Source organism: Rhizobium favelukesii, assembly GCF_000577275.2.
GTDB classification, from domain to species: Bacteria; Pseudomonadota; Alphaproteobacteria; order Rhizobiales; family Rhizobiaceae; genus Rhizobium; species Rhizobium favelukesii.
In genome coordinates this window covers 3,315,001-3,338,624 of sequence record NZ_HG916852.1, presented here as the reverse complement: position 1 = coordinate 3,338,624, position 23,624 = coordinate 3,315,001, and the positions used below count along the sequence as shown (strand labels likewise).

Annotated in this window: 21 protein-coding genes (1 of these 21 running past the window's edge); 4 read left to right on the top strand and 17 right to left on the bottom strand. The window is 61.8% G+C overall.

What is annotated here, in order from left to right:
- Nucleotides 1–74 precede the first annotated feature (74 nt).
- Genes LPU83_RS55115 through LPU83_RS55105 form a run of 3 tightly spaced genes read left to right on the top strand, consistent with a single transcriptional unit; the run spans nt 75 to nt 1,693 of the window.
- On the top strand, nt 75–284 hold the full coding sequence (locus LPU83_RS55115; protein WP_024315456.1) for a CbtB domain-containing protein: 210 nt from the start codon (nt 75–77) through the stop codon (nt 282–284).
- A gap of 12 nt (nt 285–296) precedes the next feature.
- A complete protein-coding gene (locus LPU83_RS55110; RefSeq protein WP_024315457.1) occupies nt 297–1,040 on the top strand; it encodes a CbtA family protein in 744 nt (247 codons plus the stop codon).
- A 41-nt stretch (nt 1,041–1,081) separates the two neighbouring features.
- Entirely contained in the window at nt 1,082–1,693 is a 612-nt protein-coding gene (locus LPU83_RS55105) for a hypothetical protein (RefSeq protein WP_024315458.1), read from the top strand.
- On the opposite strand, the gene LPU83_RS55100 is transcribed toward LPU83_RS55105, so the two are convergent.
- Together LPU83_RS55100 and LPU83_RS55095 are read right to left on the bottom strand one after the other, a co-directional pair.
- Nucleotides 1,690–2,325: a helix-turn-helix transcriptional regulator gene (locus LPU83_RS55100; protein ID WP_231052268.1), complete on the bottom strand. Its 636-nt coding sequence runs from the start codon at nt 2,323–2,325 to the stop codon at nt 1,690–1,692. The two genes, LPU83_RS55105 and LPU83_RS55100, sit on opposite strands and share 4 nt — an antisense overlap.
- A gap of 333 nt (nt 2,326–2,658) precedes the next feature.
- Complete coding sequence (locus tag LPU83_RS55095) at nt 2,659–3,321, bottom strand: sulfite oxidase-like oxidoreductase (RefSeq protein ID WP_024315460.1); 663 nt, start codon at nt 3,319–3,321, stop codon at nt 2,659–2,661.
- A 268-nt stretch (nt 3,322–3,589) separates the two neighbouring features.
- Between LPU83_RS55095 and LPU83_RS55090 the strand changes: the two genes are divergently transcribed.
- Nucleotides 3,590–4,765, top strand: a complete 1,176-nt coding sequence (locus LPU83_RS55090) for a M20 aminoacylase family protein (protein WP_024315461.1) — start codon at nt 3,590–3,592, stop codon at nt 4,763–4,765.
- An 87-nt stretch (nt 4,766–4,852) separates the two neighbouring features.
- Here LPU83_RS55090 and LPU83_RS55085 read toward each other — a convergent pair whose 3' ends face one another.
- The 15 genes from LPU83_RS55085 to LPU83_RS55015 form a co-directional block, all read right to left on the bottom strand.
- The gene (locus LPU83_RS55085; protein ID WP_024315462.1) at nt 4,853–6,631 is read right to left on the bottom strand and encodes an adenine deaminase; all 1,779 of its coding nucleotides are present in this window, start codon (nt 6,629–6,631) and stop codon (nt 4,853–4,855) included.
- Nucleotides 6,628–7,548 carry a nucleoside hydrolase gene (locus LPU83_RS55080; RefSeq protein ID WP_024315463.1) on the bottom strand — a complete coding sequence of 307 codons (921 nt, stop codon included), beginning with the start codon at nt 7,546–7,548 and terminating at the stop codon, nt 6,628–6,630. Before LPU83_RS55080 ends, LPU83_RS55085 begins: the two co-directional genes overlap by 4 nt.
- Nucleotides 7,549–7,552: 4 nt before the next feature.
- Nucleotides 7,553–8,578: an ABC transporter ATP-binding protein gene (locus tag LPU83_RS55075; RefSeq protein WP_024315464.1), complete on the bottom strand. Its 1,026-nt coding sequence runs from the start codon at nt 8,576–8,578 to the stop codon at nt 7,553–7,555.
- A complete protein-coding gene (locus tag LPU83_RS55070) occupies nt 8,571–9,350 on the bottom strand; it encodes an ABC transporter permease (RefSeq protein ID WP_024315465.1) in 780 nt (259 codons plus the stop codon). The genes LPU83_RS55075 and LPU83_RS55070 overlap by 8 nt, the downstream gene beginning before the upstream one ends.
- Nucleotides 9,347–10,174, bottom strand: coding sequence for an ABC transporter permease (locus tag LPU83_RS55065; protein WP_024315466.1), 828 nt, complete (start codon nt 10,172–10,174; stop codon nt 9,347–9,349). The genes LPU83_RS55070 and LPU83_RS55065 overlap by 4 nt, the downstream gene beginning before the upstream one ends.
- A gap of 60 nt (nt 10,175–10,234) precedes the next feature.
- Nucleotides 10,235–11,257, bottom strand: a complete 1,023-nt coding sequence (locus tag LPU83_RS55060; protein ID WP_024315467.1) for an ABC transporter substrate-binding protein — start codon at nt 11,255–11,257, stop codon at nt 10,235–10,237.
- Nucleotides 11,258–11,276: 19 nt separating this feature from the next.
- Nucleotides 11,277–12,302: a LacI family DNA-binding transcriptional regulator gene (locus LPU83_RS55055; protein WP_024315468.1), complete on the bottom strand. Its 1,026-nt coding sequence runs from the start codon at nt 12,300–12,302 to the stop codon at nt 11,277–11,279.
- Between the two features lie 159 nt (nt 12,303–12,461).
- Nucleotides 12,462–13,886 (bottom strand): efflux transporter outer membrane subunit, encoded by a 1,425-nt coding sequence (locus LPU83_RS55050; RefSeq protein ID WP_024318828.1) that lies wholly within the window; start codon nt 13,884–13,886, stop codon nt 12,462–12,464.
- A 157-nt stretch (nt 13,887–14,043) separates the two neighbouring features.
- Nucleotides 14,044–17,148, bottom strand: coding sequence for an efflux RND transporter permease subunit (locus LPU83_RS55045; RefSeq protein ID WP_024318827.1), 3,105 nt, complete (start codon nt 17,146–17,148; stop codon nt 14,044–14,046).
- A gap of 43 nt (nt 17,149–17,191) precedes the next feature.
- Nucleotides 17,192–18,409 carry an efflux RND transporter periplasmic adaptor subunit gene (locus LPU83_RS55040; RefSeq protein WP_024318826.1) on the bottom strand — a complete coding sequence of 406 codons (1,218 nt, stop codon included), beginning with the start codon at nt 18,407–18,409 and terminating at the stop codon, nt 17,192–17,194.
- Between the two features lie 137 nt (nt 18,410–18,546).
- Entirely contained in the window at nt 18,547–19,149 is a 603-nt protein-coding gene (locus LPU83_RS55035; protein WP_024318825.1) for a TetR family transcriptional regulator, read from the bottom strand.
- Between the two features lie 102 nt (nt 19,150–19,251).
- On the bottom strand, nt 19,252–20,196 hold the full coding sequence (locus LPU83_RS55030; protein ID WP_024318824.1) for a phosphoribosylaminoimidazolesuccinocarboxamide synthase: 945 nt from the start codon (nt 20,194–20,196) through the stop codon (nt 19,252–19,254).
- Between the two features lie 81 nt (nt 20,197–20,277).
- On the bottom strand, nt 20,278–22,029 hold the full coding sequence (locus LPU83_RS55025) for an SLC13 family permease (RefSeq protein ID WP_024318823.1): 1,752 nt from the start codon (nt 22,027–22,029) through the stop codon (nt 20,278–20,280).
- Between the two features lie 99 nt (nt 22,030–22,128).
- A complete protein-coding gene (locus LPU83_RS55020) occupies nt 22,129–22,824 on the bottom strand; it encodes a phosphoribosyltransferase (protein ID WP_024318822.1) in 696 nt (231 codons plus the stop codon).
- Nucleotides 22,825–22,828: 4 nt separating this feature from the next.
- A protein-coding gene (locus LPU83_RS55015) for a pseudouridine synthase (RefSeq protein WP_024318821.1) crosses the window boundary here: on the bottom strand, nt 22,829–23,624 show its 3' portion. It continues 11 nt past the right edge of the window; only the last 796 of its 807 coding nucleotides appear in the window; its start codon lies beyond the right edge, outside the window — the gene reads right to left on this strand; it ends in the stop codon at nt 22,829–22,831.

The following is a 23,624-nucleotide window of genomic DNA, read 5'->3' as shown; positions in this document are numbered from 1 at the left end:
GGATACCTCAGACTGGAAGTCAGACCCTACCACGCAACAATTCTCGACTGAACGCGTCATTCCAGGAGGAATACATGTCTGACTCTACTTTTGCGCCCGTCGCCGTACCGACCCCGATTCCGGTTGGCGAGCTTTTGCCCTGGGCGATCTTCGGCGGTCTGCTGATGCTCATCGCCATCTATTTCGTCGGCACCGAAGAGGGCGCGATGGCGCTTTTCAACGGTATGTACGTGCACGAGTTCGTGCATGACGGCCGGCATCTGCTCGGCTTCCCCTGCCACTAGGGAGTTCCGGACATGGTTGGAAATCTCTTGCTTCGCGGGATGCTCGCGGGCCTGATCGCTGGCGTCCTCGTTTTCGCCTTTGCCCATACCTTTGGTGAGCCGCTTGTCGACCAGGCGATTGCGTTCGAGGAAGCCGCTGCCCAGGCGGCAGGCGAAGCTGGCGAACCCGAAATCGTCAGCCGTGCCACGCAGGCGGGCTTTGGTCTGTTCACCGGCGTGATGGCTTACAGTATCGCCGTCGGTGGCCTGTTTGCGCTCGTCTTTGCTTTCGTCCAAGGCCGGTTAAGCACGCTTGGAGCGCGCGGAACGTCTGCGGTCATTGCGATTGCGGCCTTTGTCGCCGTTGTCATCGTACCCAACATCAAATATCCGGCCAACCCGCCGGCAGTCGGCAACCCTGACACAATCGGCGTCAGGACCGAGCTGTTCTTCCTGATGATCGTCGTTTCGATCGCCGCGCTCGTTGCGGCAATTGCGCTTGCACGCCGCCTGGCGCCTCGGTTTGGGGTTTGGAACGCGGCGATTGCAGCAGGTCTCGCCTATGTCGTCTTCATCGGGCTCGTGCAGTATCTGCTGCCACCGATCAACGAGGTGCCGGAGAATTATTCGGCGATGGTCCTCTGGCGTTTCCGTACGACTTCGATCGGCATGCACGTGATCCTCTGGGGCGTCCTTGGCCTGGCCTTCGGCGCACTCGCCGAACGCAAGCTTGGTGTCGCTGCCAGCTCGCGCGGACGCGCGCCGGCTTTTCGTTGATCGGAGAAGGCTCCGGAGCGATCCGGAGCCTGAACCAGGCGATGACCAACCGGCGTTCGATTTTCATCGTGGCAATGATAGCAGTGCTGCAGCTGTGGTCTGTTGCGGCAAGCGCGCACCAGCGGAGCAGCAGTGGTCCCCACACCGGCATCGCAATCGCTGAAATCTCACATGGCGAAATGATCATGATCGCAGAGTATCGCGATCGGATCATCGATCTCGCGGCGCGTGCCACGGACACGAACGAGCCGTTCCGACGCGTACTCAACTATGCGCAAATCCAGCACGCCTACTGCCTCTGGGGAAAAATGCCCGGTGGCGTGACGGACGAGGCCAGTCCATTCAATGAGTGCTCGCATGCATATCTTGCTGCAACGAAGGCCGTGCTGCTATCGATGCGGGGCATGGGCGGTGAGGCTGTCGAGGCCGAGGCCATCGTCTCGGCGATCGATGCCGGCATGGTGCTGCGCGGCTTGGCGCTGATCACTTGCCAGTTTAGCGGTGAGGCGTTCAATACTGCCGATGTCGTTCGCCCGGCGTGGAGGGACGTTCCGCTGCATCCTGCAAGTATGGCGACGTTGACGGCGCTCGCGGCGGCGATCCTGGCTGTGTTCTATTGCGGGCGGCGCCTGCTTCGGCGGATCACGCCCTAGCTCTTTTCCACATCGCGGTCGAAGTGCGTTGCAACCAGCATGGCTGCGAGGTGCACAGTATTCTTCGCGCCGTAACGCTCCTTCATGCGCTCCAAGCGGTGCTCGACCGTCCGATGCGAGATTCCGAGATCGGCTGCGATCTCCTTGGCCGTCGCGCCTTCCGTCAAAAGCTGGATCACCGCTTCGTCCGTCGCATCCATGCGGGCTTGCTGCTGCGGCGGGTTGAACATGAAGCGGCCATTCGAGACCGTCAGCAACCAGGATGGGCGCCGCGCCGCTGTCTTTTGCGGAAGGATCAACCGCTCGTATCCGAGGTTGACGCCAAGCACCCTCGTCTTGACCAGTTCCATCGAAGGTTTCCGCGTGGCGATCACCTCGCGATAGCGCGGGATAACGGCCGTTTCCATGTAGGCACGATCCTTGAACTCGCCGATGCGTTGATCGGCAAAGAGCTTGTTGATGTTCAGGAGACGCGAACTGAAGCCAGAGGGGCGCACGACCTTCAGATGCCATTGCAGCGGATCCTCGCCGTCGAGAACGACGAGCGTCATCCTCATCCTGATCGTCAGAAGGTCGAGGACGTCGCGGTAGATATCTTCCGGCGCGGCAGGCAGCTGGGGGGTGGTATGCAACCACGCATCCAGCAGCTTCTGCGTGACAGTGTGAAATGAAGTATCCTTGTTCATCAACCCATACGCGATATCTGGAATCGGCCTACAACAACAACCCAAAATGGGTAGAGGTCAATAGTGGACAGCGTTCAAATCGTCGTAAGGCATTAATTTAAAAAATATATTGCTTTCTGCATCTATTCTGAGGCGAATTCGCACTCACGCGAACTACCCGTTAAACGGGTTTATGGTCGCGGGGTAACGAGAGGCAGCGGCAGGGTATCTGGCAAACTATAGCGCGCAGATTGCGGTAACGGCTCGGTCATCTGGCACCGGCAGTCATCGCTACTGGTATCAATCCCCGGAGTAGCGCTGTTCACGCCAGGGATCGCCATGCATGTGATAGCCGTTCTTCTCCCAGAAGCCCGCTGCGTCGGCCGGCAGCAGATCGATACGCCGCAGCCATTTCGCGCTTTTCCAGAAATAGAGATTTGGGACGACGAGCCGCATGGGCCCGCCGTGGTCGCGCGTCAGCGGCAGGCCCTCCCAGGAGGTTGCGAGGATCGCATCCTCGGCGGCGAAGTCGGAGAGCGGCAGGTTCGTGGTGTAGCCGTCGTAGCTCGTCAGCATCACACACAGGGCCTCGGGTTTCGGCATCGCATGATCGAGCAGGTCGCGGGTCGACACACCCTTCCATTTGTTGTCGTAGCGCGACCATGTGGTGACGCAATGAATGTCGGTGACCTTGGTGCTCTGCTCGAGCGCCTGGAAGGCGGCCCAAGTGAGATCAAGCGGAGTTTCGACAAGTCCGCGGACTTCCAGGCGCCAGGTCTCGGTCGAGATGAGCGGCTGCTGGCCGAGATCCAGGACCGGCCAAGTCTTGACGAGGTGTTGTCCGGGCGGCAAGCGTTCGGTTTCCGGCCGACTGATGCGGCCGGTGAGAAATTTTCCCTCCGCGGCCCAGCGGCGCTTCGATGTGGTGAGCTTGCTGTCGCTCGAAGTGTGATCATCGCTCATCGGTAGCCCTTTCGCGTTGCGGCGATTAGGCCATCCGGTTTTCGACAGTGTCAAGCGTGCGCCGATAGGATGGGTGCATCTGCGGGACGGTGATATCTCCCGTGCCGGCCAACCCTTGCCGCGATGCCGCGTCCGCACGCTCGACGGCGGGAGACCGTGGTATAAGCCGTTCGAAAAGGTTGAATTTCCGGGCTGGTTGCTGAATAAGGAATGGATTGCGACGGGCGCTGTTCTGGCGCCCGCTTGCATTTACAGGACATCCAGGCCCATGCCCATTCCCGCCCGGATCGAGACCGATCTGCCCTTCCTCACCGAATTGCGTCGCGATCTGCACGCACATCCCGAGCTCGGCTTCGAGGAGGAGCGCACGAGCGCCATCGTGGCGAAGCTTCTGGAAGAGGCCGGCATCAAGGTCCATCGGGGGCTTGGCGGCACGGGCGTGGTCGGCACGCTGCAGGTCGGCAACGGTACGCGGACGATCGGATTGCGGGCGGATATGGACGCGCTTGCGATGCCGGAGGTGGCGGATCGTCCCTACAAATCCAAATTTGCGGGGAAAATGCATGCTTGCGGGCATGATGGACATACGGCGATGCTGCTCGGCGCGGCACGACATCTGGCGGCAACACGCGACTTTTCCGGAACCGTGCATTTCATCTTCCAGCCGGCCGAGGAGGGCAGGGGCGGCGCACGCAAGATGGTCGAGGACGGCCTGTTCGAGCTGTTCCCGTGCGATGCCGTCTACGGCCTGCACAACATGCCGGGCCTTGCCGTCGACGAAATCGCCGTCGTCGAGGGGCCGCGACTGGCATCGTCCGACAGCTGGCGCGTAACGTTTCGCGGCACAGGTACGCACGGCGCCAAGCCACACCTCGGCAAGGATCCGATCACGGCGGCCGGGACGTTCCTTGCGTCTTTGCAGACGATCGTCGGGCGTGTCGTCGATCCGCTGCAGCCGGCCGTGATCAGTGCATGTTCGTTGCAGGCCGGCGACCCGAAGGCGCTTAACGTGATACCCGATACTGTTGAAATCGGCGGTACGGCTCGGGCCTATTCGCCTGACGTTCGCGATCAGCTCGACGAAGAAATCGGCCGGCTTGCGACTGGTACGGCAGCGATGTTCGGCATTGCGGTCGATTATCAGTTCGAACGGCGCATCCCGCCTGTCGTCAACGACAGGAACGCCACCGAGCGTGCGCTCGGTGCAGCCGTCGCGGTGTTCGGGGAAAACGTGCGTACGGATTTTCCGCCCTCGACCGCCGGCGACGATTTCGCTTTTTTCGGTCAGAATGCGCCGGGATGCTACGTCTGGCTCGGCAACGGGCCGGCTGTTGATGGCGCCCTGCATCACAACACCGCGTATGACTTCAATGACAGTGCAATCGGCTACGGCGTGGCCTTTTGGACGACGCTGGTCGAGCGCGAGCTGAAGGCCGAGCTTTAGGTCGTTTGGCCGATGAGGCACGTGTTGCCATGGCCGGCCGCCGGGCGCACCCGGGGGCAAAACGCCCGGATGCGGCTATTCCTCGCGCTAGAGAACCTCGATCACAGGGCTCTCGAGAACCTTGCCGGTCAGGACGTCAGCGATGCCGCGATCCGTCTGATGCGGGCCAATGTTGCAGGCAAGCGTTGCGCCGAAGCAGGCCTTGAAAACGAGGTAAGGCGGTTTCCAGTCGACGATCGTTTCCATCGCCTTTCGCACCGCCCTGAAGGAGGCGGCCGTCTCCTCCAATGGCGCCTCGGTGACAAGGCCGGATACTGGCAGAGGCAGAAGGGTTTCAACCTGACCATCCCTGGCCACGGCCATCCCGCCGCCCGCGGCAATCACAGCGTTGGCAGCGACCGCCATGTCACGTGCATTGCCGCCGAAAACCGTAAGGTTGTGGCTGTCGTGGGAAACCGTTGTGCAGAAGGCCCCACGCCATGTTCCCCAACCCGTGAGGAAGCCGACGCGCGGACGCCCATCGGCTTTTCCGTGCCGATGGGCGACCGCAATCATCGTGCTGCCGGCGGGAGGCACGACGAAACCGTCTTTGACGACGGTCTCGGCTTCGCCCCATTGCGTAAACCGCGGGCGATCGATCGTCGCGACGCGAACCCGCCTTCCTTCGGCTGGAACCCTGAAGTCGTTCTCCGTCAACGGTGACAGCTTGACCGAGTTTTGCAGGGCTGCAATCTCGAAGGAGGGCATGCGGACATTCATCTCGCCGGCCGTCGATACGATCTCGCCATTGGCGATGACAATCTTCGTGGCGAAGTCAACCAGATCTTCGAACAGGACGATGTCGGCCCGCCGGCCGGCAGCGATCAGGCCAAGATCCGAACGCTTCAATCGCTGCGCTGCGTTAAGCGTTGCTGCCCTCAGCGCCCATTCCGGCTTCATTCCATACCGGACGAGCCGGCGAATCACGTCATCGAGGCCGCCTCCGTCCTTCAGTTCGTCCGGGAAGACGTCGTCGGTGCAGAGCGTGATCGTTGACGGCAGATGGCCGATGGCGTTGAGGGCACTCACGAATTCCTGCAGCAAGTGGTCGTGCGAACCGCGCAGCTCAATGGTCAGGCCGGCCGCCAGTTTCTGCAGCAGATCAGCGCTGGAGGTCAGCTCATGATCGGAGGTGACGCCAGCCGCCATGAAGGCGTTCAGATCGGCGCCTTCGAGCCCACGCGCGTGTCCGCAGACCAGTTTTCCGGCGGCGAGACCGGCATTGACGATTGCGGTCATGCGGGTATCGCCGTCGATGACGCCGCGCATGTTCATCACCTCGGCAACACCGCCGACGTCAGGCCAGCGGAGCATTTCGGCAATGACCGCGGCGTCGAAATCGGCGCCGGCGACTTCAAGCCCCGGGGCGGAGGGAACGCATGAAGGTGCGAGCACGATCGTGCGGAGCGGCAGGCCGAGGGAGGCTTCGATCGCCCAGCGCACGCCGTCCAGCCCATGCACATTGCCAAACTCGTGCGGATCCCAGACGATCGTTGTGACACCCCGCGGAACGACGGCTGCAGCATACTCGGCCGGTGTCACCATCGAGCTTTCGATATGCATGTGCGTATCGATCAGGCCGGGCGAAATGATGCTGCCTGTGGCGTCGATCGTTTCTGTTGCGTCTGTACGCCTGGCAGGCGCATGGACGCTTGCAATCAGCGGCCCCACGATGCCGATGTCGGCTTCGCGGGTAAGGCCGGTGACGGCATCCAGCAGGCGTCCGCCTGATATCAGGATGTCGAAAGGCGCGTCGCCGCGTGCGGCGGCAACGGCGCGCTCGCGAAGCGTGGGATCGTTGAGGTCCCTCGGTTCCGCGGCGCTCATCGGCTGGCCTCATCAATCAATGCGCCGAGGATGAGGGCGCGCGCCTTCTCGACATCGATGTCAATTGCGTATTCCGCATTGAATGTGGCGTGCGTCGCCCGCGTCTCAACAACGGTGCGGCCGCGGCTATGCTGGCCCTGCAGTTCAGCCTCGATCCGGGCAGGACGGAAGCTGGCGATCTCGGGTGCGGCAAAGGCGACAGCGGCGGAGGGGTCATAGATCGCCATTCCATGCCTGCCACGGCTCGTGCCGATGCCGATGTAACCGTCGAGCATGTCAGCGAGCAGCGTCGCATTGCGGCCGCCTGCGGCGCGCACCGGCGCGACGTCGTCGGGTGTTGCGACGACCTTGCGGCAGAGATCCAGATCGACCATGCGCAGCGGCAGGCCGTGGGCGAGAACGATGGCGAGCGCTTCAGGGTCGGCCAAGGCGTTGAACTCGGCCGATGCGGTGTGATTGCCGGACGTGACGGCACCGCCCATCCAGGTGAGTTCCGTGATCCGGGCGGCAAGGGCGGGGCGTGCCAAGGCCACGGTGGCGATATTGGTCAGCGGTCCGAGCGCGAGGATGCGGTGCGGGCCGTCCGCCTCCAGCCAGCGGCAAAGCGCGGTAAACGCATCGCTGTCGTCCAAGGGCGGGGCGGCAGGCAGGCCCTTGCCCTTGGTCGGGATGCCGGTCTTGCCGAGGATCGCCTGTGCCGTCTCCAGGGCACCGAGAACGGGCATGGCCCGGCCGGTGTGAACGGGGAAGGTCCAGCCGAAGGCCTTGGCAGCGCCGGCGGCGTTGACGCGGACCTGGGGCAGCGGCGTGTTGCCGAAGACGAGCGAGATGCCTGATACGTCGAGCTTCACGTGGGTCACCACAAGGATCGCGGCGATATCGTCAAAGCCCATGTCGGTGTCGATCCAGACGCCCATGATGTTACCTGTAGCGTGAGAGGGGCGCTGCTGCGGCAAGCGGCAGGTCGAATGCGAGCGTGGCGCCGATCGCATGGGCCGGCAGCTCGGCATCGACCTCGGCTTTGATCGCGCCAAGCGGTGTGTCGAGAAGGTATTCGCGGGTGTCTCCAGCAAACGACGTGCCGCGCACGGTGCCTTGGAAAGGACCTGAACCAAGGATCACCATGCGCGGACGCCAGGCCAGGCCCTTTGCGGCCTGCGGCGCTGGACCTGAAAGGTCGACGAGGCTGTTGGATGTCGCAAGCTTCCCATTCTCCAACGCAAAGACGTTTTCGAAGCCGACGAAATCGGCGACGAAGGCCGAGACCGGCTTGTTGTAGATTTCCTCAGGCGTGCCGATCTGCTCGATGCCGCCGTTCAGCATCACCACGATCCGGTCGGCAAGCGCCAGCGCCTCGATCTGATCGTGGGTGACGAAGATCATGGTGACGCCTGTTTCCTTCTGGACGCGCTGGAGTTCGGCGCGCATTTCCAGGCGCAGGCGCGCATCGAGGTTGGAAAGCGGCTCGTCGAGCAGCAGCACCTTCGGCTCCATCACCATGGAGCGGGCGAGCGCCACGCGCTGCTGTTGGCCGCCCGACAGCTCCGCAGGCTTGCGATCGACGAACTTGGAAAGGTCGACGGACCTGATGCCGGCGCTGACCTTGGCGTCGAGATCCTTGCCGCCGATGCCTTTCAGGCGCAGGCCGAAGGCGACGTTCTCGTAGACCGTCAGATGCGGAAAGAGGGCGTAGGACTGGAAAACGAGGCCGACGTTGCGCTTGTTGGCCGAAACGCGTGTGATGTCGTCGCCGTCGAGTGTGATGCGGCCGGAGGCCGGTCCGAGCAAGCCGGCGATCGATCGCATCGTGGTCGTCTTACCGCAGCCCGACGGGCCGAGGAGGGCGACGAGTTCGCCCTTGGCGATCGCGAGATCGAGATCCTTCACTGCGACCGTGTCGCCGTAGGCAAGCGTCAGCTTGTCGAGTTGAAGATAACGGTCAGACATAGCGAGAGAACCCCAGGAAGCGTTCGGCAAGGAAGACGATGCCGATGGAGAGGAAGGCGAGCAGCGAGGAGAGCGCAGCAATCGACGGATCGTAGGTGGTTTCCATGTAGCCCAGCATGTCGATCGGCAAGGTGCGCACGCCCGGGCCGGACAGGAAGAGCGAAACGGGAACCTGGTTGAAACTCGTCACGAAGCCGAGAATGAAGGCGGCCAGGATGCCGCCGCGGATATTGGGCATCACGACGCGGAAGAAGGCGCCAACGCGCGAGGAGCCGAGCAGGACGGCCGCCTCTTCCATATCCGAGCGCAGGTTGTTTAGGCTGGCGGAAACAACACGCACGGCATAGGGCAGAACAAGCGCTGTATGCGCCATGAACAATGCGAGCGTGATGTTGAAGCCGAAGGGCACGACGAGATAGCGCAGCAACGCCAGACCAACGACGATGCCTGGAACGATGATCGGCAGCGAGACGATGGTGCGCACCGTCTCTCCGAAGGGCAGCTTGTAGCGCGAGAGCGCGTAGGCAGCCGGGATGCCGAGAATGAGCGCCGAAAGCGTGCCAACGATGGCAAGGAACATCGACATGGCGAAGCTTTCGCGGAAGCTGTCGATGGTGAAGACCTTGGTGGCCCATTTCAGGGAAAGGCCCTGCGGCGGGAAGGCCAGGGTGTCGCCGGCCGAGAGCGATGCGGCAATGATGATCAGGAACGGGCCGATCAGGAAGATCAGCAGCAGACCGAGAACGACCGGAGAGAGAACGCGGGCGGTCATCGCTTGTTCCTCGCCGTGGCAAGGCGCTTGAGTAGGATGTTGGCGGCAAAGCTCATGACGATCAGCATGAAGGCGATGACACTGGCTGCGACGAAATTGTTGGCAACGGACACCTGCTGATAGAGCAGCGTTTCCAGCATGAGCACCTTCGAGCCGCCGAGGACGGCGGGGGTGATGTAGGCTGTCAGCGACCCGGTGAAGACGAGCGTACCGCCGACGACGAGGCCCTCCCGGGTAAGCGGCAGGATCACCTTGCAGAAGACCTGAAACCAGTTGGCGCCTAGCACGCGGGCGGCGGGGATGGCATCCTTCGGCATGTTTTCAAGCGCGCTGATCAGCGACAGGATCATCAGCGGCAGGAAAAGCTGCAACAGGCCGATGAAAACGGCCGTTTCTGTGAACAGCAGGCGCAGAGGCGTGTCGCTCAGACCCAGGCCGGTGATGGTCTCGTTGACGATGCCGGTGCGGCCGAGAATGACGATCCAGGCATAGGTGCGGGCGACCGGCGAGATCATCAGCGGTAAGGTGACGAGGCCGATCATCCTGCCCTTGCCCTTGGGCGGCAGGTTGACGATGGCAAAGGCCGCCGCATAGCCGATCACGGCTGAGAGCGCGGTCACCTCAAGCCCGAGCCGAAACGTGCGCAGGAAGACGGTGCGGTTCAGGGACTCCGAAAAGAAGCCGGTATAGGCGCCGAGCGTCCAGCTGCCGTCGATGCGGAAGCCCTCGGAGAGCAGCACGACGACGGGCAGCAGGAAGACCAGCGCGGCAAAAACTGCTGCGGGCAGGGCAAGCGCCAGGGCTTCTGCGCGGTTTTGAAACATGAAGTGACTTTCGACGGATGAAGAGCCGGCTCGGGCAAGGGCCAGAGCCGGCCTGGAGAGTTACTGACCGACCTTCTCGTTCCATTCCTTCAGCCAGCCGGCACGGTTATCGAGTGCAGCTGCAGAGGGGATTAGCTTCAGGCTCCTGGTGGTGTCTTCGCCATAGGTCAGGTTGTTGGCGGCTTCCTCGGAGAGCTTGACGTCTTTGTTGGCCGGGCTGTCGACCAGCTTTTCGGCGAGCTTCGTCTGGATCTCAGTGGAGAGCCAGAAATCCATGAACTGGAGCGCCAGATCGCGGTTCTTGGAACCCTTGGTAACGACCATGACGTTCATGCCGCCGGTCTGGCCTTCCTTGGGGGTTGCCCATGCAACGGGAACATCGAGCTTGGTAAAGCCTGCCCAGGAGAAGCGACCGATCGGCGCCGCCCAGATTTCCTCCTGCTGCATAAGCTGCACGAGTTGCGAGGATTTTTCATAGAAGGTGACGATCTCGTCCTTCTTCTCGCCCAGCGCCGCAATCGGCGCCTTCAGGTCCGGGCTGTCGTTGCCGAGCGCCTGACCGAGCATGTAGAGCGCCGGTGGCCCCTGGTTGGTGGTGACGTTCGGGAAGGCGACGTGGCCGACATATTCCGGCTTCAGCAAGTCTGCCCAGGACTCGACCTTCATCTTGTCGGAGCGGTAGGCGATCGAAGTGGCATAGAAGGTGTAGCCGACGCTCATGCCGTCGCCGTTTGGATCCTTGGCGAGATCATAGAGTTTGCCGAAATTGGAGAGCTTCGAGGTATCGACCTTGTCGATCAGATCCTTGCGCGTGGCCGACAGGGCATCGGCCATGGAGACGACTGCCATGTCGATAGCGGGGTTCGCCTTATTGGCTTCCATCTTGGCGAGACGCTCGACACTGTTGCCGGTCTCGACCACGATCTTGCAGCTGCACTTCTGCTCGAAGGGATCGTAGACGATCGTCTTGAAATCGTCCTGAGCAAAGGCATAGACGGAAATCGTCAGCGTCTTTTCCTGCGCTTTCGCGGCGAGGGGCGACAGCGCCAGTAGCGCGGCGGAAGCGATGAGGGCAGTCTTCATGTCAGCTGTTCTCCGTCTGTCAGGATATTCTTGTCGGGTCCGCCGGCCCGGAGGATTGGCGAACAATCAGTTGCATCGGAACGCGGTCGGTTTCGGACGTCACAAGCACGCCTTCGCGGCTGCCGCGCGTCTTTATCGTTTGCAGCAAGGACGAGATGGCGATTTCCGCAATGGTGTGCATGTCCATCGCCACGGTCGTCAGGGATGGGGTAATGACTGGCGACCAGATGAGGTCGTCGAAGCCGGTAACGCTTGCCATGCTGGGCACGTCGATGCCGTCGCGCTGCAACTCGGTGAGAGCTCGCAGCGCCTGCAGGTCCGAGAGCGCAGCAAATGCCGTATAGCCCTCGCGCACCTTTTCAGCGAGGCCGAGGCTGCATCCGCTGCCGCCTTGCCGTTCGAGCGTCTCGATCCAGAGAGTTGCCGAACTCATCCCCGGACGCAGACCGGAACGGACACCGCCTGCACGGTCGTTCTGGACGTTCGAACCAGGATTGTTGCCGATGATGAGGACACGCCGGTGTCCGAGCTCGGCCAAATGGTTGGCGATCGCCCAGCCGCCTTGCATGTGATCGGCGGCGACGGTGTTGCCAGGCGTGGAGCCCGTATCGATGACGGCGACCGGACAGGCTGCAGCAGAAATTCGGGTCGCCCGGCGGGGCACGATCACCAGGCCCTCGACGCCGCGCTCGATCAGCCGGTTGATCGCCTCGGTCTGGGTAGCGACGTCTCCCCGGGAGTCGGCGATAAGCACGCCGTAGCCGGCGGCGCTGGCGGCGAATTCGATGGCCTGCGCAAGCTTGGGGAAAAGCGGGTTGGCGATGTCAGGCAAAACAAGGCCGATGACGCCGCTGCGGCCGGTGCGAAGCGCCCGTCCAGCCTGGCTCGGAACATAGCCGAGTTCGGCCGCATGTTCCTTGATCCTCTCTGCCAGTTGTTCGGAAACACGGCCCTTGCCGGAGAGCGCATTGGAAACCGTCGCGACGGAGACACCAAGCGACGTTGCAATCCTGCTCAGGTTCGGTCCAGGTCGCGTTGGAGGCATGGTTTCCGACATGCGTAGATTAATCGTTTAATCATTGCGTACATCAGGCCATAGGTATTGTCGAATCCAAAATCGCCGCCGCCCTGCTTTATCCTGCATTGGGATGCGGATGGCGGCAATAAAAAAGCCCGCCGAAGCGGGCTTCTTGTCTGCTGTTGCTCAGCTTGCCTTTGGCGGCGCGGTGGTTCTGGGTGCGCCCGGATTGTAGCCGCCGCCGATGGCGACGTTGAGGGAGACATAGTCCTTGGCCATCTGCTGGATGGAGGCGGCCAGGCTCGCCTGGGCCAGCGATACCTGGCGCTGCGCATCGAGCACGTCGAGCAGCGAGGAGGCGCCGTCCTTGTAGCTGGCGGTCGACAGTTCCAGGGTTTCCTGGGTCGTCTTGACCTGGGCGCGCAGCGCTTCCACCGTCTGGGCGTCGCGGCGCACCGCCGACAGGGCGTTCTCGACCTCTTCGACAGCAGTCAGCACCGTCTGCTTCCAGGCCAGATACTGCGTCTTGGCATCGGACTTGGCGATGTCGACATTGGCGCGCAGTTGACCGCCGTCGAAGATCGGCAGCGTCAGGGTCGGGCCGAACGACCAGGTGGTCAGGCTGCCGCCGGAGAAGCCGGCCGGCTTGACATAGGTCGGCGAGATCGAGCCCGACAGGGTGATCGTCGGGTAGAGCTGCGAGATGGCGACGCCGATATTGGCGGTAGCCGCCGCCAGATTGCGCTCGGCAACGCGAATGTCGGGCCGGTTGCGGATCAGGTCGGCCGGGATGCCGGAGGCGATGCCGCCGCGGAAGATCGGCTGCGGCGCGGCCTTCAACAGCTCGCCGAGCAGCGAGCCGGCCGGCTGGCCGAGCAGCGTGGCAATGTGGTGGGCGGCGACGCGGATATTGGTCTCCAGCCCGGGGATTTCGGCCTGCGTCGACTGCACCAGACCTTCGGCCTGGACGACGTCGAGGCGCGAGGCGGCACCGGCTTCGAGCTGGAACTGGGTCAGCTGGTAGGTTTCCTTGCGCGACTTCAGGTTGGCGCGCGACAGCGCCAGGCGCTCCTGGAAGAAGCGCAGGTCGATGTAGGAGTTCACCAGGTCCTGCAGATAGGTGAGCTTGGCGACGTCGGCGCTGGAATAGGCGGCATCGAGGCTCGCCTGGGCGCTTTCCTTCGAGCGCCGGTACTGGCCGAACAGGTCGAGCAGCCAGGAGACGTTGGCTTCGCCGCCGCTGATGTTGGTGGCGCCGCTCGCCGTGCGGCGCTCGCCCATGCTGCCGCTGGTGGTGTGGCTGGCGCCGACCAACAGGCTCGGCAGCGAGCCGGCCCCGGCAACGGTGACGCCGCCGGCAGCCGCATTGATGCGCTCCAGCGCCTGCTGAACCGTAAGGTTCTCGTTCAGCCCGTCAACCACCAGACCGTTCAGCCGGGTGTCGCGATAGGCCGTCCACCAGGCCGCCGTCGACACGTCGCCGATGTTCTTGGCGCCGCCCTCGCTGAACTTCGCCGGAAGCGGCATCTCCGGGGGAACATGGTCCGGGCCGCTCACACAGCCCGCGAGCAAAAGCAGAAGCGCCGGAGAGGCGAAGCGAAAAGATGCCATTAAAAATCTTCCTGTAACTCGACCAAATCTATTCTTGTCAGAAGCCTTCATGCTTCGCTATCGGCCGCGCTTCGCTCATACGAGAAACACCATCCCGAAGCAGTTGGCGGCAATGTATCAACGAGTCTCATCTTCTCACAGTGCATTTATATCACACTCACGCTTCATTTTTTTGCGTCCGCGAGAAGATCCGGCGGATGACAACGAAGAATGAGGGGACGAAGAAGATGCCGAGCGCGGTTGCTGCCAGCATGCCGCCGAGCACGCCGATGCCAATTGCGTTCTGCGCCGCGGAGCCCGCCCCGGTTGCAATCGCCAGCGGCACGACACCCAGAATGAAGGCAAGCGAGGTCATAATAATCGGGCGCAGGCGCAAGCGCGCTGCCTCGAGGGTCGCCTCGAGCAGTCCCATTCCTGTTTCCATCCGGTCCTTTGCAAACTCCACGATCAGGATCGCGTTCTTCGCCGCCAGACCTATGGTCGTCAGCAAGCCGACCTTGAAGTAGACGTCGTTTGCCTGACCAAAGAGCGTTGCTGCGGCAAGGGCGCCGAGTACGCCGACCGGCACGGCCATGATGACCGAGAACGGGATCGACCAGCTTTCGTAAAGCGCCGCCAGGCAGAGGAAGACGACAAGCACGGAGATCGCATAGAGCATCGGTGCCTGCGAACCGGACAAGCGCTCCTGATAAGAGATACCCTGCCAGGCCACGGTGTAGCCGCCACCAAGCTGTGCCGTCAAAGCTTCCATTTCGTTCATGGCGTCGCCGGAGCTCACGCCCGGCGCCGATGCACCCTCGAGCGGGATGGCGCTCACCGCGTTGAAGCGCGCCAGGGTCGGGGCGCCCTTGACCCATTCAGTGCGGGTGAAGGCCGAGAACGGAACCATCTCGCCGCTCGCGTTGCGCGCGTACCAATGGTCCAGATCGTTCGGCTGCATGCGGAAGGGGGCATCGCCCTGCACATAGACCGGCTTGATCTCGCCGTTTAACGTGAAGTCGTTGACGTCGCGGCCTGTAAAGATGACCGAGAGCATCGAGTTGACCGCGGCGATATCGACGCCCATCGCGCCGATCTTCTCCTGGTCGATGACAATCTTCATCTGCGGCTCGACGTCCTTGTTGTTGCTGCGCAGCGCCACGACCTTGCCGCTGGAGTTTGCAGCCTGAATCAAGCGCTTCGAGGCAGCGTCCAGAGCGTCGGTGCCATGACCGCCAGTATCGACGAGATACATGGAGAAGCCGCTCGAGACGCCGAGACCCTGGATGGCCGGTGGCAACAACGCGAAAACTTGCGCTTCACGGAAGGTGAAGAAGGTTTTAAGGGCGCGCGTTACGACGGCTTGCGCATGCAGGTTGGGGGCCGTGCGGAGCGAGAAGTCCTTGAGTTTCGTGAAGACGATCGCGCTGTTCTGACCGGAGCCGTTGAAGCCGAAGCCAAGGGCACCAAAGACGGAATCGACGGCATCCTTCTCGTTCTCGCGGTAGTATTTCTCCACCTTCTCGACGACGGCCTGGGTCTGCTGTGTGGTCGACCCGGGAGGCGTGGTGACGATGGTCAGCAGAACGCCCTGATCTTCCTGCGGCAGGAAGGAGCTCGGCAGGCGGTTGAACAGATAAGCGCAACCGACGCCGATGAGAAGAAAGACGAGCATGACGCGGATCGGCCGTTTGAGCAGGTAGCCGATGGTTCTGACATAGCCGTTGGTGGAACGCGTGAAGTTGCGGTTGAACCAATCGCCGATCCGGTGCTTCCGGTGTTCGGCAACGGGCTTCAGCATGGTCGCGCAGAGCGCGGGGGTCAGCACGATCGCAACCACGGCCGAGAGCAGCATCGCAGACACGATCGTCACGGAGAACTGGCGGTAGATGATGCCGGTCGAGCCGCCGAAGAACGCCATCGGGATGAAAACGGCGGTCAGCACGAGTGCAATGCCGACGATTGCGCCGGTGATTTCGCCCATCGACTTCTCGGTCGCTTCGAGCGGTGAGAGCTTCTCTTCCGTCATGATGCGCTCGACGTTTTCGACGACCACGATCGCATCGTCGACGAGAAGACCGATTGCGAGCACCATGGCAAACATCGTCAGTGTGTTGATCGAATACCCGGCTAGCGCGAGGATGCCGAAAGTGCCGAGCAGAACCACCGGCACGGCAATCGTCGGAATGAGCGTTGCCCGGAGGTTCTGCAGGAAGACCAGCAGAACAATGAAGACGAGGACAATGGCTTCGATCAGCGTGTGAACGACCTTTTCGATCGACAGCTCGACGAACGGCGTCGTGTCGTAGGGATAGGTGATCTCCACGCCCTCAGGCAGGCCACGACTGATGGTGTCGAGGGCAGAGCGGACGCGGGCGGCTGTATCGATTGCGTTGGCGCCGATGGCGAGGTTGACGGCAAAGCCGCTTGACGGCTGGCTGTTGTAGCGCGACGAGCCGCCGTAGCTTTCCTGGCCGATCTCGATGCGCGCGACGTCGCTGAGGCGGACGGTGGAGCCGTCCTTCTCGACCTTCAGGATGATGTGCTCGAAGTCGGAAACGGTGGTCAGCTGGCTCTGCGCGGTGATAGTGACGTTGAGCTGCTGGCCGTCGACGGCCGGCTGGGCGCCGAGCGAGCCGACCGAAACCTGAGTGTTCTGCGCCTCGATTGCGGATGTAACGTCGCCGGTCGTCAGCTGGTATTTCAACAGCTTGTAGGGATCGAGCCAGACGCGCATGGCGTAGCCGGAGCCGAAGATATTGATGCTGCCGACGCCTTCCAGGCGCTGGATCTGATCTTCAATGGACGTCGACATGATGTTGCCGAGGTCAACCGAGTTGCGCTTGCCGTCGGTCGAAACCAGCGAACCGACGAGCAGAATGCTCGAGGTCGAGCGGGTGACGCTGATGCCGGCGTCGATGACGTCACCGGGCAGCTTGGACTGGACCAGCTGGAGCTTGTTCTGGACCTGCACCTGCGCGATGTCGGGGTCGACGCTGGTGCCGAACGTCAGCGAAATGCTGGCAGACCCGGTCGACGAGGTCGACGTCATATAGGTCAGGTCGTCGAGGCCGGTCATGCCATCTTCGATGATGGTCGTCACCGATTTTTCGACGGTTTCGGCGCTCGCGCCGCGATAGGTCGCATTGATGCGCACCGTGGTCGGTGCGATGTCAGGATATTGCGAAATCGACAACGTGAAGATTGCGAGCAAGCCCGCGAGCATGATCGTGATCGCGATGACCCAAGCAAAGATCGGGCGTCGGATGAAAAACTTGGCCATTGGCTTACTGTTCCTGTGCGGCTCTGATCACGGTTCGTCGCGATTACTTCGCGGCGGGCTTTTGCGCTTCACCGGATGCGGCCTGATCAGCGGGCACAACGATGCCCTTTTCATTGATTTTCATCGGCATTGGCTTGACGGGCATGCCTGCCGCAATCGACTGCAGGCCGCTGACGATCAACTGGTCGCCGTCCTTGATATCCTCGGCAACGAGCCAAGCATTGTTGGAGGGCGATGCATTCTCGAAGATGCGGGTTTCGACCTTGCCGTCGGCCGAGACGAACTGCGCGGTCAACTCACCATTTGCATTCCGGCTGGTGGCAAGCTGCGGCAGCGCATAGCCGACCTCTGCACCGAGTTCTAGCGTGGCGCGGACATACATGCCGGGCAGGATGACGTGATCAGGATTCGGAAAGCGGACGCGGATGATGAAGGTGCCGGTCGTCTCGCTGACGACGGACTTCGACATGTCGAGGGTGCCCTTCTGATCATATTCCTTGCCGTTTTCCAGGATCAGGCGGAAGGCGGCGTTGCCGGCATTGCCCTTGACTTCGCCACGGCGGATCGCGTCGCGAAGCCGCAGCAAGTTGGTGCTCGATTCCGTCAGGAGGATATAGACGGGATCGAGCTGGCGCACGGTGGTGAGCGCCGTCGTCTGGTTGGCCGCGACGACGTTGCCGACATTGTATGCCGTCTGGTCGATCACGCCGTCGAAGGGCGCAGTGATCTTCGTGTGGTCGACATCGATTTCGGCGGCGGTCAGGGCCGCCTTTGCGGATTCGACCTCGGCCTGCGCCTGCAGAAGATTGGTGCGCGCCGTCTCAAGCTCGATCTGCGTTGCGCCGGAACCGACAAGGCGCTGATAACGATCGAAATTGCTTTGCGCGCTTGGAACGCTTGCTTCTGCCTTGGCAATGGCGGCGCGCGCCTGCGCAGCAGTTGCCAGATAAGGCGCGTCTTCGATCTGATAAAGAACGTCGCCCTTCTTGACTTCGCCACCTTCCTTGAAGGGGATCTCGCGAATGATGCCGCTAACCTGTGGGCGAATGTCGGCGATCTGCGAAGCTTCGGCGCGGCCGGGCAGGATCGTGGTGACGGGGAAGGTGCCCTTCGCCAGGGATATGACGCCAACCGGGGCGGCCTGTTGAGCGGCTGCGCCAGCGGTGCCGGCTGCGCCCTGCTTGTTACCGCTATCGCTGCATGCGACGAGCAAGCCGCCGATAGCAAGTGCGGACGAAACGAGGAAAATGCGCCGTATCATAATGAATTCCTTGTGCGGTGGCGTCCGAACCAATGACCTTCATCAACGATGAAGGCCGATCATCGATCCAGAATCGAATGCCACTGATCCGAATTTAAGAAAGACTTTACGAAGTGACGTAAGTTATGAATCGTCACTTAGCAAGCGCAATTTTGCAGTGCGGCATCTACGAAAATGACGATCTGCCTTGCGCGGTGGACAAGTGTGTCCTTATCATCACGGGCGATCAGAACCGGGTGCAGGACGCTCGCCAGGACATCGGCGACGGTGTTGGCGGCATCTTCCGGGCTGCTGCAATGATAGCGTCCCTTGGCGATACCGTCCCGTATGATTTCGTCGAGCTTCTGAACGATGCGCTCCCTATATCGATTGCCGGCCTCGAGTTTGGCTTGCACCGTCATCAGGACCATTTCGAAGATATATGGGTTCTGCTGGATGTCCTGCAGATGGCTGTCGAGCAGGCGCAACACAAAGCGCAGCAGCTGCTCGTTTGGCGGCAGTTCGTCGTCAAAGGTGGCAAAGCGATCTGCGACGTCGCCGAGGTGGCGTTCCGCAATGGCGTCGACAAGCGCGGTTTTGGAACGGAAATGCTTGAAGACGTTGGCCGGCGACATACCGAGCGAGGCGGCAATGTCGGCGATGGAAACGGCGACGAAACCGCGTTGGCGGAACAACAATTCTGCCATAGACAGAATGTCTTCACGGGTCTCTTCGGCCTTGCGTCTTGGCCTGCGTGCCATCCATTCCCCCGCCGGCTCGAGGTCGGCACCCAGTTTTGCAGATGCTAGCGCCGACGACTGAAAGCCTGCAAGCCCATGTTGCAGGCTTCCTGCCCGGCGACATTAAGAGAAGTAGGCTGACAGATTTTTACGGATGCGCTCGACCGGGGTTGCGCCGCTGTTGTCGGGAACAAAGCGTTGCGCCGTGATGCTTTCGTAGGCCTTGATGTAGACGTCGGAGGTCTGCTGGATCAGCTCGACCGGGATCTCCGGGATCTCGTCCTTGTAGGGGTCGCAGCGCTCCGCAACCCAGGCGCGAACAAAGTCCTTGTCGAAGCTTGTCGGGCGCGTTCCTGCCTCGAAGCTTGCCTGATAGCTGTCGGCGTGCCAGTAGCGGCTGCTGTCTGGTGTATGAATTTCATCCGCGAGAATGATGTCGCCGCTCTCGTCCGTGCCGAACTCGTATTTGGTGTCGACGAGGATGAGTCCCCGCTTGGCCGCAAGTTCCTGGCCGCGCTCGAAGAGAGCCAGCGCGTAACGCGACAGCGTATCCCATTGCTCCTTGGTCAAGAGTCTTCGCTCGACGATCTCTGCCGGCGTCAGCGGTTCGTCGTGGCCACCATCGAATTCCTTGCTCGTCGGCGTGATAACCGGCGTCGGAAGCTTCTGATTGTCGCGCATGCCGTCCGGCAGTCGCATGCCGTACATCTCGCGCTCGCCCTTCTTATAAAGAGTGAGGATCGATGTCCCCGTCGTCCCGGCGAGATAGCTGCGGACGACGATTTCGACCGGCAGGATATCGAGACGCTTGCCGATGACAACGTTCGGATCCGGATAGTCGAGAATGTGATTGGGGCAGATGTCCTTCGTCGCCTCGAACCAGTAGCGAGCCGTCTGCGTCAGCACCTGACCCTTGTAGGGAATGCAGGTAAGAATGCGGTCGAAGGCGCTCAGTCTGTCGGTGCTGATGATGATGCGCCGCCCGTCCGGAAGGTCGTAATTCTCGCGAACCTTACCGCGATAGTAATTGGGGAGCTCTGGGAAATGGGCTTCGGAGAGGATTCGCACGGGCTCGACCATCCTTCTGCATTGATCGTGAACTTTCCCCTGCTCTAGTTCCATCGCCGGGGATGTCAAGCAAACCCGCTACTAAAGCCAGAAGAGATAGATGAGAAGTAGTGTAAGACCATAGCTCACCACCGTCAGCGGTGCGCCGGCCTTCAGGAAGTCGCTGAAGCGGTAGCTCCCGACGCCCATCGCCAGCGTATTGTTATGGTGGCCGAACGGCGTCAGAAAATCCAGCGAGGCGCCTGCGGCGACGGCAATCAGATAGGCGGATGGAGACTGATGCCCGGTTGCTGCGAAGGCGACGGCGATGGGGCTCATGACGATCGCGACGGTCGCGTTGTTGACAAAGGGCGTCAGGAGCATTGACAGAAAGAGAACGAGCGCCACCCCCGTGGTCGGTTCGGCCAGCGACACCATGGAACCGAGCGCCGCCGCGATGACTTGGGCGGTGCCGGTTGTAGCGACGGCGGAACCTATCGGGATCATCGCGCCAAGCATGATGATAATTGGCCAGTTGAGGTCGGCCATCGCCTGGCGAATGTTCAGGTAATTAAGGAGTGCCAGGGCAAGCACGACGCCCGCAAACGCAAGATCAGGCGTGACGAGTTCGAAGGCCGTCGCCGCGACGCCTGCGGCGAAAATGGCAAAGGGCTGCCAGGACGATACCGACATTCGGGACGGCGGTTGCGACGCCAGCGGGAGACACTCGCACTCCTCGAGCGCTTCGGCGATCGCCTTTTGCTCGCCCTCCAACACCAGAATGTCGCCGATCGACAACTGCAGATCGGCAAAGCGCCCCTCGATCCGCGGTGAGCGCATCGAGAGGGCGGAAACCGTGACGTCGCGGCTGCTGAATACCTCCAGAGAATGCAGTCGCGAGCCGACCAGTGTGCTCTCCGGCATCACGACCGCCTCGACGGAGTCGAGATCGGCCATGGCTGCCCTCGGACGTCGCTGCGGAAGCAGCGTTCCGGACGTTTGAAGCCCATCAAACACCGTATCGTCCGCTTCGGCTAACAGCAGGTCGCCCGCCTCGACGACCAATTTCTCCGGCATACCGAACACGAACTTGTCATTGCGAACGAGCGTATGCGGCTGCAGCGAGAACCGATCGGGCAGATCCGAGAGGCGCGCACCGATCAGCGAGGAGCCCGCAGGGATACGTCGTTCCGTGATCCTGCGTCTCGGCGGCGAGGCAAGTTCTGCCGAAAGCGCCTCGTCGATTTCGTTCGGAAACAGGCGCGGTGCGAACCATGCCGTCAGCACGATGCCGACGGTGGCGACCGGAAGGCCGACATAGGCAAAATCGAAAAGGCGAAAGCCGGTGCCGCTTGCCTCCTTCCAGGCATTGCTGACAAGCATGTTCGCGGGCGTGCCGATCAGCGATACGATCCCACCCAAGAGGGCAGCAAAGGAGATGGGCATGATCAATTGCCGTTTTGGTATCGCGAGCGCGGCACTCACGCGCAGCGTTGCCGGTAGGGCGATCGAAAAGGCGCCGATGTCATTCATGAAGATGGAGATGAAGCCGGCCGCTCCCGACAAGGTGGCGATGACCGCAGTATTTGAAAATCTGGCCCGTACGAAAAAATCCGCGAGCTGACCGAAAAGTTGCGCCCGCGCAAGGACCTGCACGATGAGCAGGATCTCGACGACGGTGACGACCACTGGACTGGCAAAGCCGGAGAAAACCTGCTCTGCGGAATAAAGATGGAGAGCATAACCGGCGAGCAGGCCTGAAATCGCGACCACCTCGATGCGGAAGCGCTCCAACGAAAACAGAACGAGCATCGCGAGCAGGAGGATCAGCAAGGATGCTTGATCGAACGTCATGGTTTGCCCCGAACCTCAATCCACGGCGAGAATGTAGCGGTTCGGCCTGCGCTGTACAGAGCGAAATATCGCATTCCGCGCTCCACGCTGATGATGCGCTCAGACAGCAGGCCGGCGCCAGGTGCCGGTCTCGGTGATCTCCAGCATCGGGGTGGAGAGCACACCAACTGTTCTTTCCCGCCATTGCGAACCGGCAGCATCGAGGGTCTCGCACCAGCGGCGTGACTGTAGCATCGCCGCACCGATCGCAACAGGCTCGACCCCGCACCCGGCAAGAAGCCGCAGGCCCGAAACGATCGAGGTTCCGCTGGAGATGACGTCATCGACCAGCGCCACACGTCGCCCCTCCAGCAGCGGCAGCATACGCGGATCTATATAAAGACGCTTCTGTTGGGTGGGGGTGGTAATCGACGAGAGCGCCACCGACAGGTCATCGCGGTACCAGAACTTCCGAGAGGTCCCGAGCGGCGCATATCGCGTATGCCCCAACCTCTGAGCCACGGCCGCTGCGAGCGTCAGACCAAGTGTCGGCAGGCCGGCAACAACGTCGACCTCAAAAGACTTGAGCTTCTCGGCAAGCGATTGCGCCAGTACATCGAGAATTTCGAAGCTTGCCTGATTGATGATCAGGGAGGCCAGCGCATGTTGGCCGTCTGCCAGCACGCGTACCGGCAATCGAAGCTGGCGCCCGTCTTCAAGCTCGGCGATATAGGATGTGGAGAAATCGCCGTCGCTCCTGAAGGTGCCCGGGCTGTGGATCTTCTGCCAAAACTCGTGCGCCGCCAATTCCGTCATGCACTCAATTCCGTCTTGCCATTTCCATGCCTGCGCGCTTGCGCAGCTCTTTCAGTTCTGCATCCGTCAACACGCGCACTGCACCCCTCGGCAACTCGCCGAGCGCTAAACCTCCAATCGCAACCCGCACGAGGCGAAGGCATTCGACATCCAGGGTTTCCAGCATGCGGCGGATCTGGCGGTTGCGGCCCTCATCGAGTTCGACCTCGATCCAGGCGTTCTTGTCGCCGCTCCTCAACAGCGTCGCGGACGTTGCCTTCAAAACTTCGCCGTCGTGGCGGACGCCATAAGTCATCGCAGCCAGCATTTCGCTGTCCATGATCCGGTTGACCTGGACATGGTAGGTCTTCGTGATGTGGGTGAGGGGATCGAGCAGCGTCTGGGCGAAGACCGTATCGTTGGTAAAGAGCAGCAAGCCTTCGCTCGCCTTGTCCAACCTGCCGACGGGCGAGAGATGCGGAGCTTCGAAATCCTTGAGGCAGTCATAGACGGTCGGCCGGCCCTCGGGATCGTCGCGCGTCGTTACCAGTCCACGCGGCTTGTTCAACATCAGATAGATCTTCGCTTCGGCGACCACATCGGTTCCGTCGACCCGGATCTTCGCCGATGCCAGGTCGACCCAGGCGGAGATGTCGGTGACTTTACGTCCATCGACCGATACGCGGCCATCCAGGATCAGCCGTTCAGCCTGCGTCCGCGAGCAGTGGCCAAGCTTGGAAAGCGCGCGCGGCAAGGTCACCCGCTTGCCGGGCTCCTCGCCGTTCGGTCTTGCGCGTTCGCGCGACTTTTGAGGTGAGCGC

Excerpts from the sequence above, each read along its gene's own strand:
- LPU83_RS55115 (WP_024315456.1), top strand. The coding sequence starts at position 75 with ATGTCTGACTCTACTTTTGCGCCCGTCGCCGTACCGACCCCGATTCCG.
- LPU83_RS55110 (WP_024315457.1), top strand. The coding sequence starts at position 297 with ATGGTTGGAAATCTCTTGCTTCGCGGGATGCTCGCGGGCCTGATCGCT.
- LPU83_RS55105 (WP_024315458.1), top strand. The coding sequence starts at position 1,082 with ATGACCAACCGGCGTTCGATTTTCATCGTGGCAATGATAGCAGTGCTG.
- LPU83_RS55095 (WP_024315460.1), bottom strand. The coding sequence starts at position 3,321 with ATGAGCGATGATCACACTTCGAGCGACAGCAAGCTCACCACATCGAAG.
- LPU83_RS55090 (WP_024315461.1), top strand. The coding sequence starts at position 3,590 with ATGCCCATTCCCGCCCGGATCGAGACCGATCTGCCCTTCCTCACCGAA.
- LPU83_RS55085 (WP_024315462.1), bottom strand. The coding sequence starts at position 6,631 with ATGAGCGCCGCGGAACCGAGGGACCTCAACGATCCCACGCTTCGCGAG.
- LPU83_RS55080 (WP_024315463.1), bottom strand. The coding sequence starts at position 7,548 with ATGGGCGTCTGGATCGACACCGACATGGGCTTTGACGATATCGCCGCG.
- LPU83_RS55075 (WP_024315464.1), bottom strand. The coding sequence starts at position 8,578 with ATGTCTGACCGTTATCTTCAACTCGACAAGCTGACGCTTGCCTACGGC.
- LPU83_RS55070 (WP_024315465.1), bottom strand. The coding sequence starts at position 9,350 with ATGACCGCCCGCGTTCTCTCTCCGGTCGTTCTCGGTCTGCTGCTGATC.
- LPU83_RS55065 (WP_024315466.1), bottom strand. The coding sequence starts at position 10,174 with ATGTTTCAAAACCGCGCAGAAGCCCTGGCGCTTGCCCTGCCCGCAGCA.
- LPU83_RS55060 (WP_024315467.1), bottom strand. The coding sequence starts at position 11,257 with ATGAAGACTGCCCTCATCGCTTCCGCCGCGCTACTGGCGCTGTCGCCC.
- LPU83_RS55055 (WP_024315468.1), bottom strand. The coding sequence starts at position 12,302 with ATGCCTCCAACGCGACCTGGACCGAACCTGAGCAGGATTGCAACGTCG.
- LPU83_RS55050 (WP_024318828.1), bottom strand. The coding sequence starts at position 13,886 with ATGGCATCTTTTCGCTTCGCCTCTCCGGCGCTTCTGCTTTTGCTCGCG.
- LPU83_RS55045 (WP_024318827.1), bottom strand. The coding sequence starts at position 17,148 with ATGGCCAAGTTTTTCATCCGACGCCCGATCTTTGCTTGGGTCATCGCG.
- LPU83_RS55040 (WP_024318826.1), bottom strand. The coding sequence starts at position 18,409 with ATGATACGGCGCATTTTCCTCGTTTCGTCCGCACTTGCTATCGGCGGC.
- LPU83_RS55035 (WP_024318825.1), bottom strand. The coding sequence starts at position 19,149 with ATGGCACGCAGGCCAAGACGCAAGGCCGAAGAGACCCGTGAAGACATT.
- LPU83_RS55025 (WP_024318823.1), bottom strand. The coding sequence starts at position 22,029 with ATGACGTTCGATCAAGCATCCTTGCTGATCCTCCTGCTCGCGATGCTC.
- LPU83_RS55020 (WP_024318822.1), bottom strand. The coding sequence starts at position 22,824 with ATGACGGAATTGGCGGCGCACGAGTTTTGGCAGAAGATCCACAGCCCG.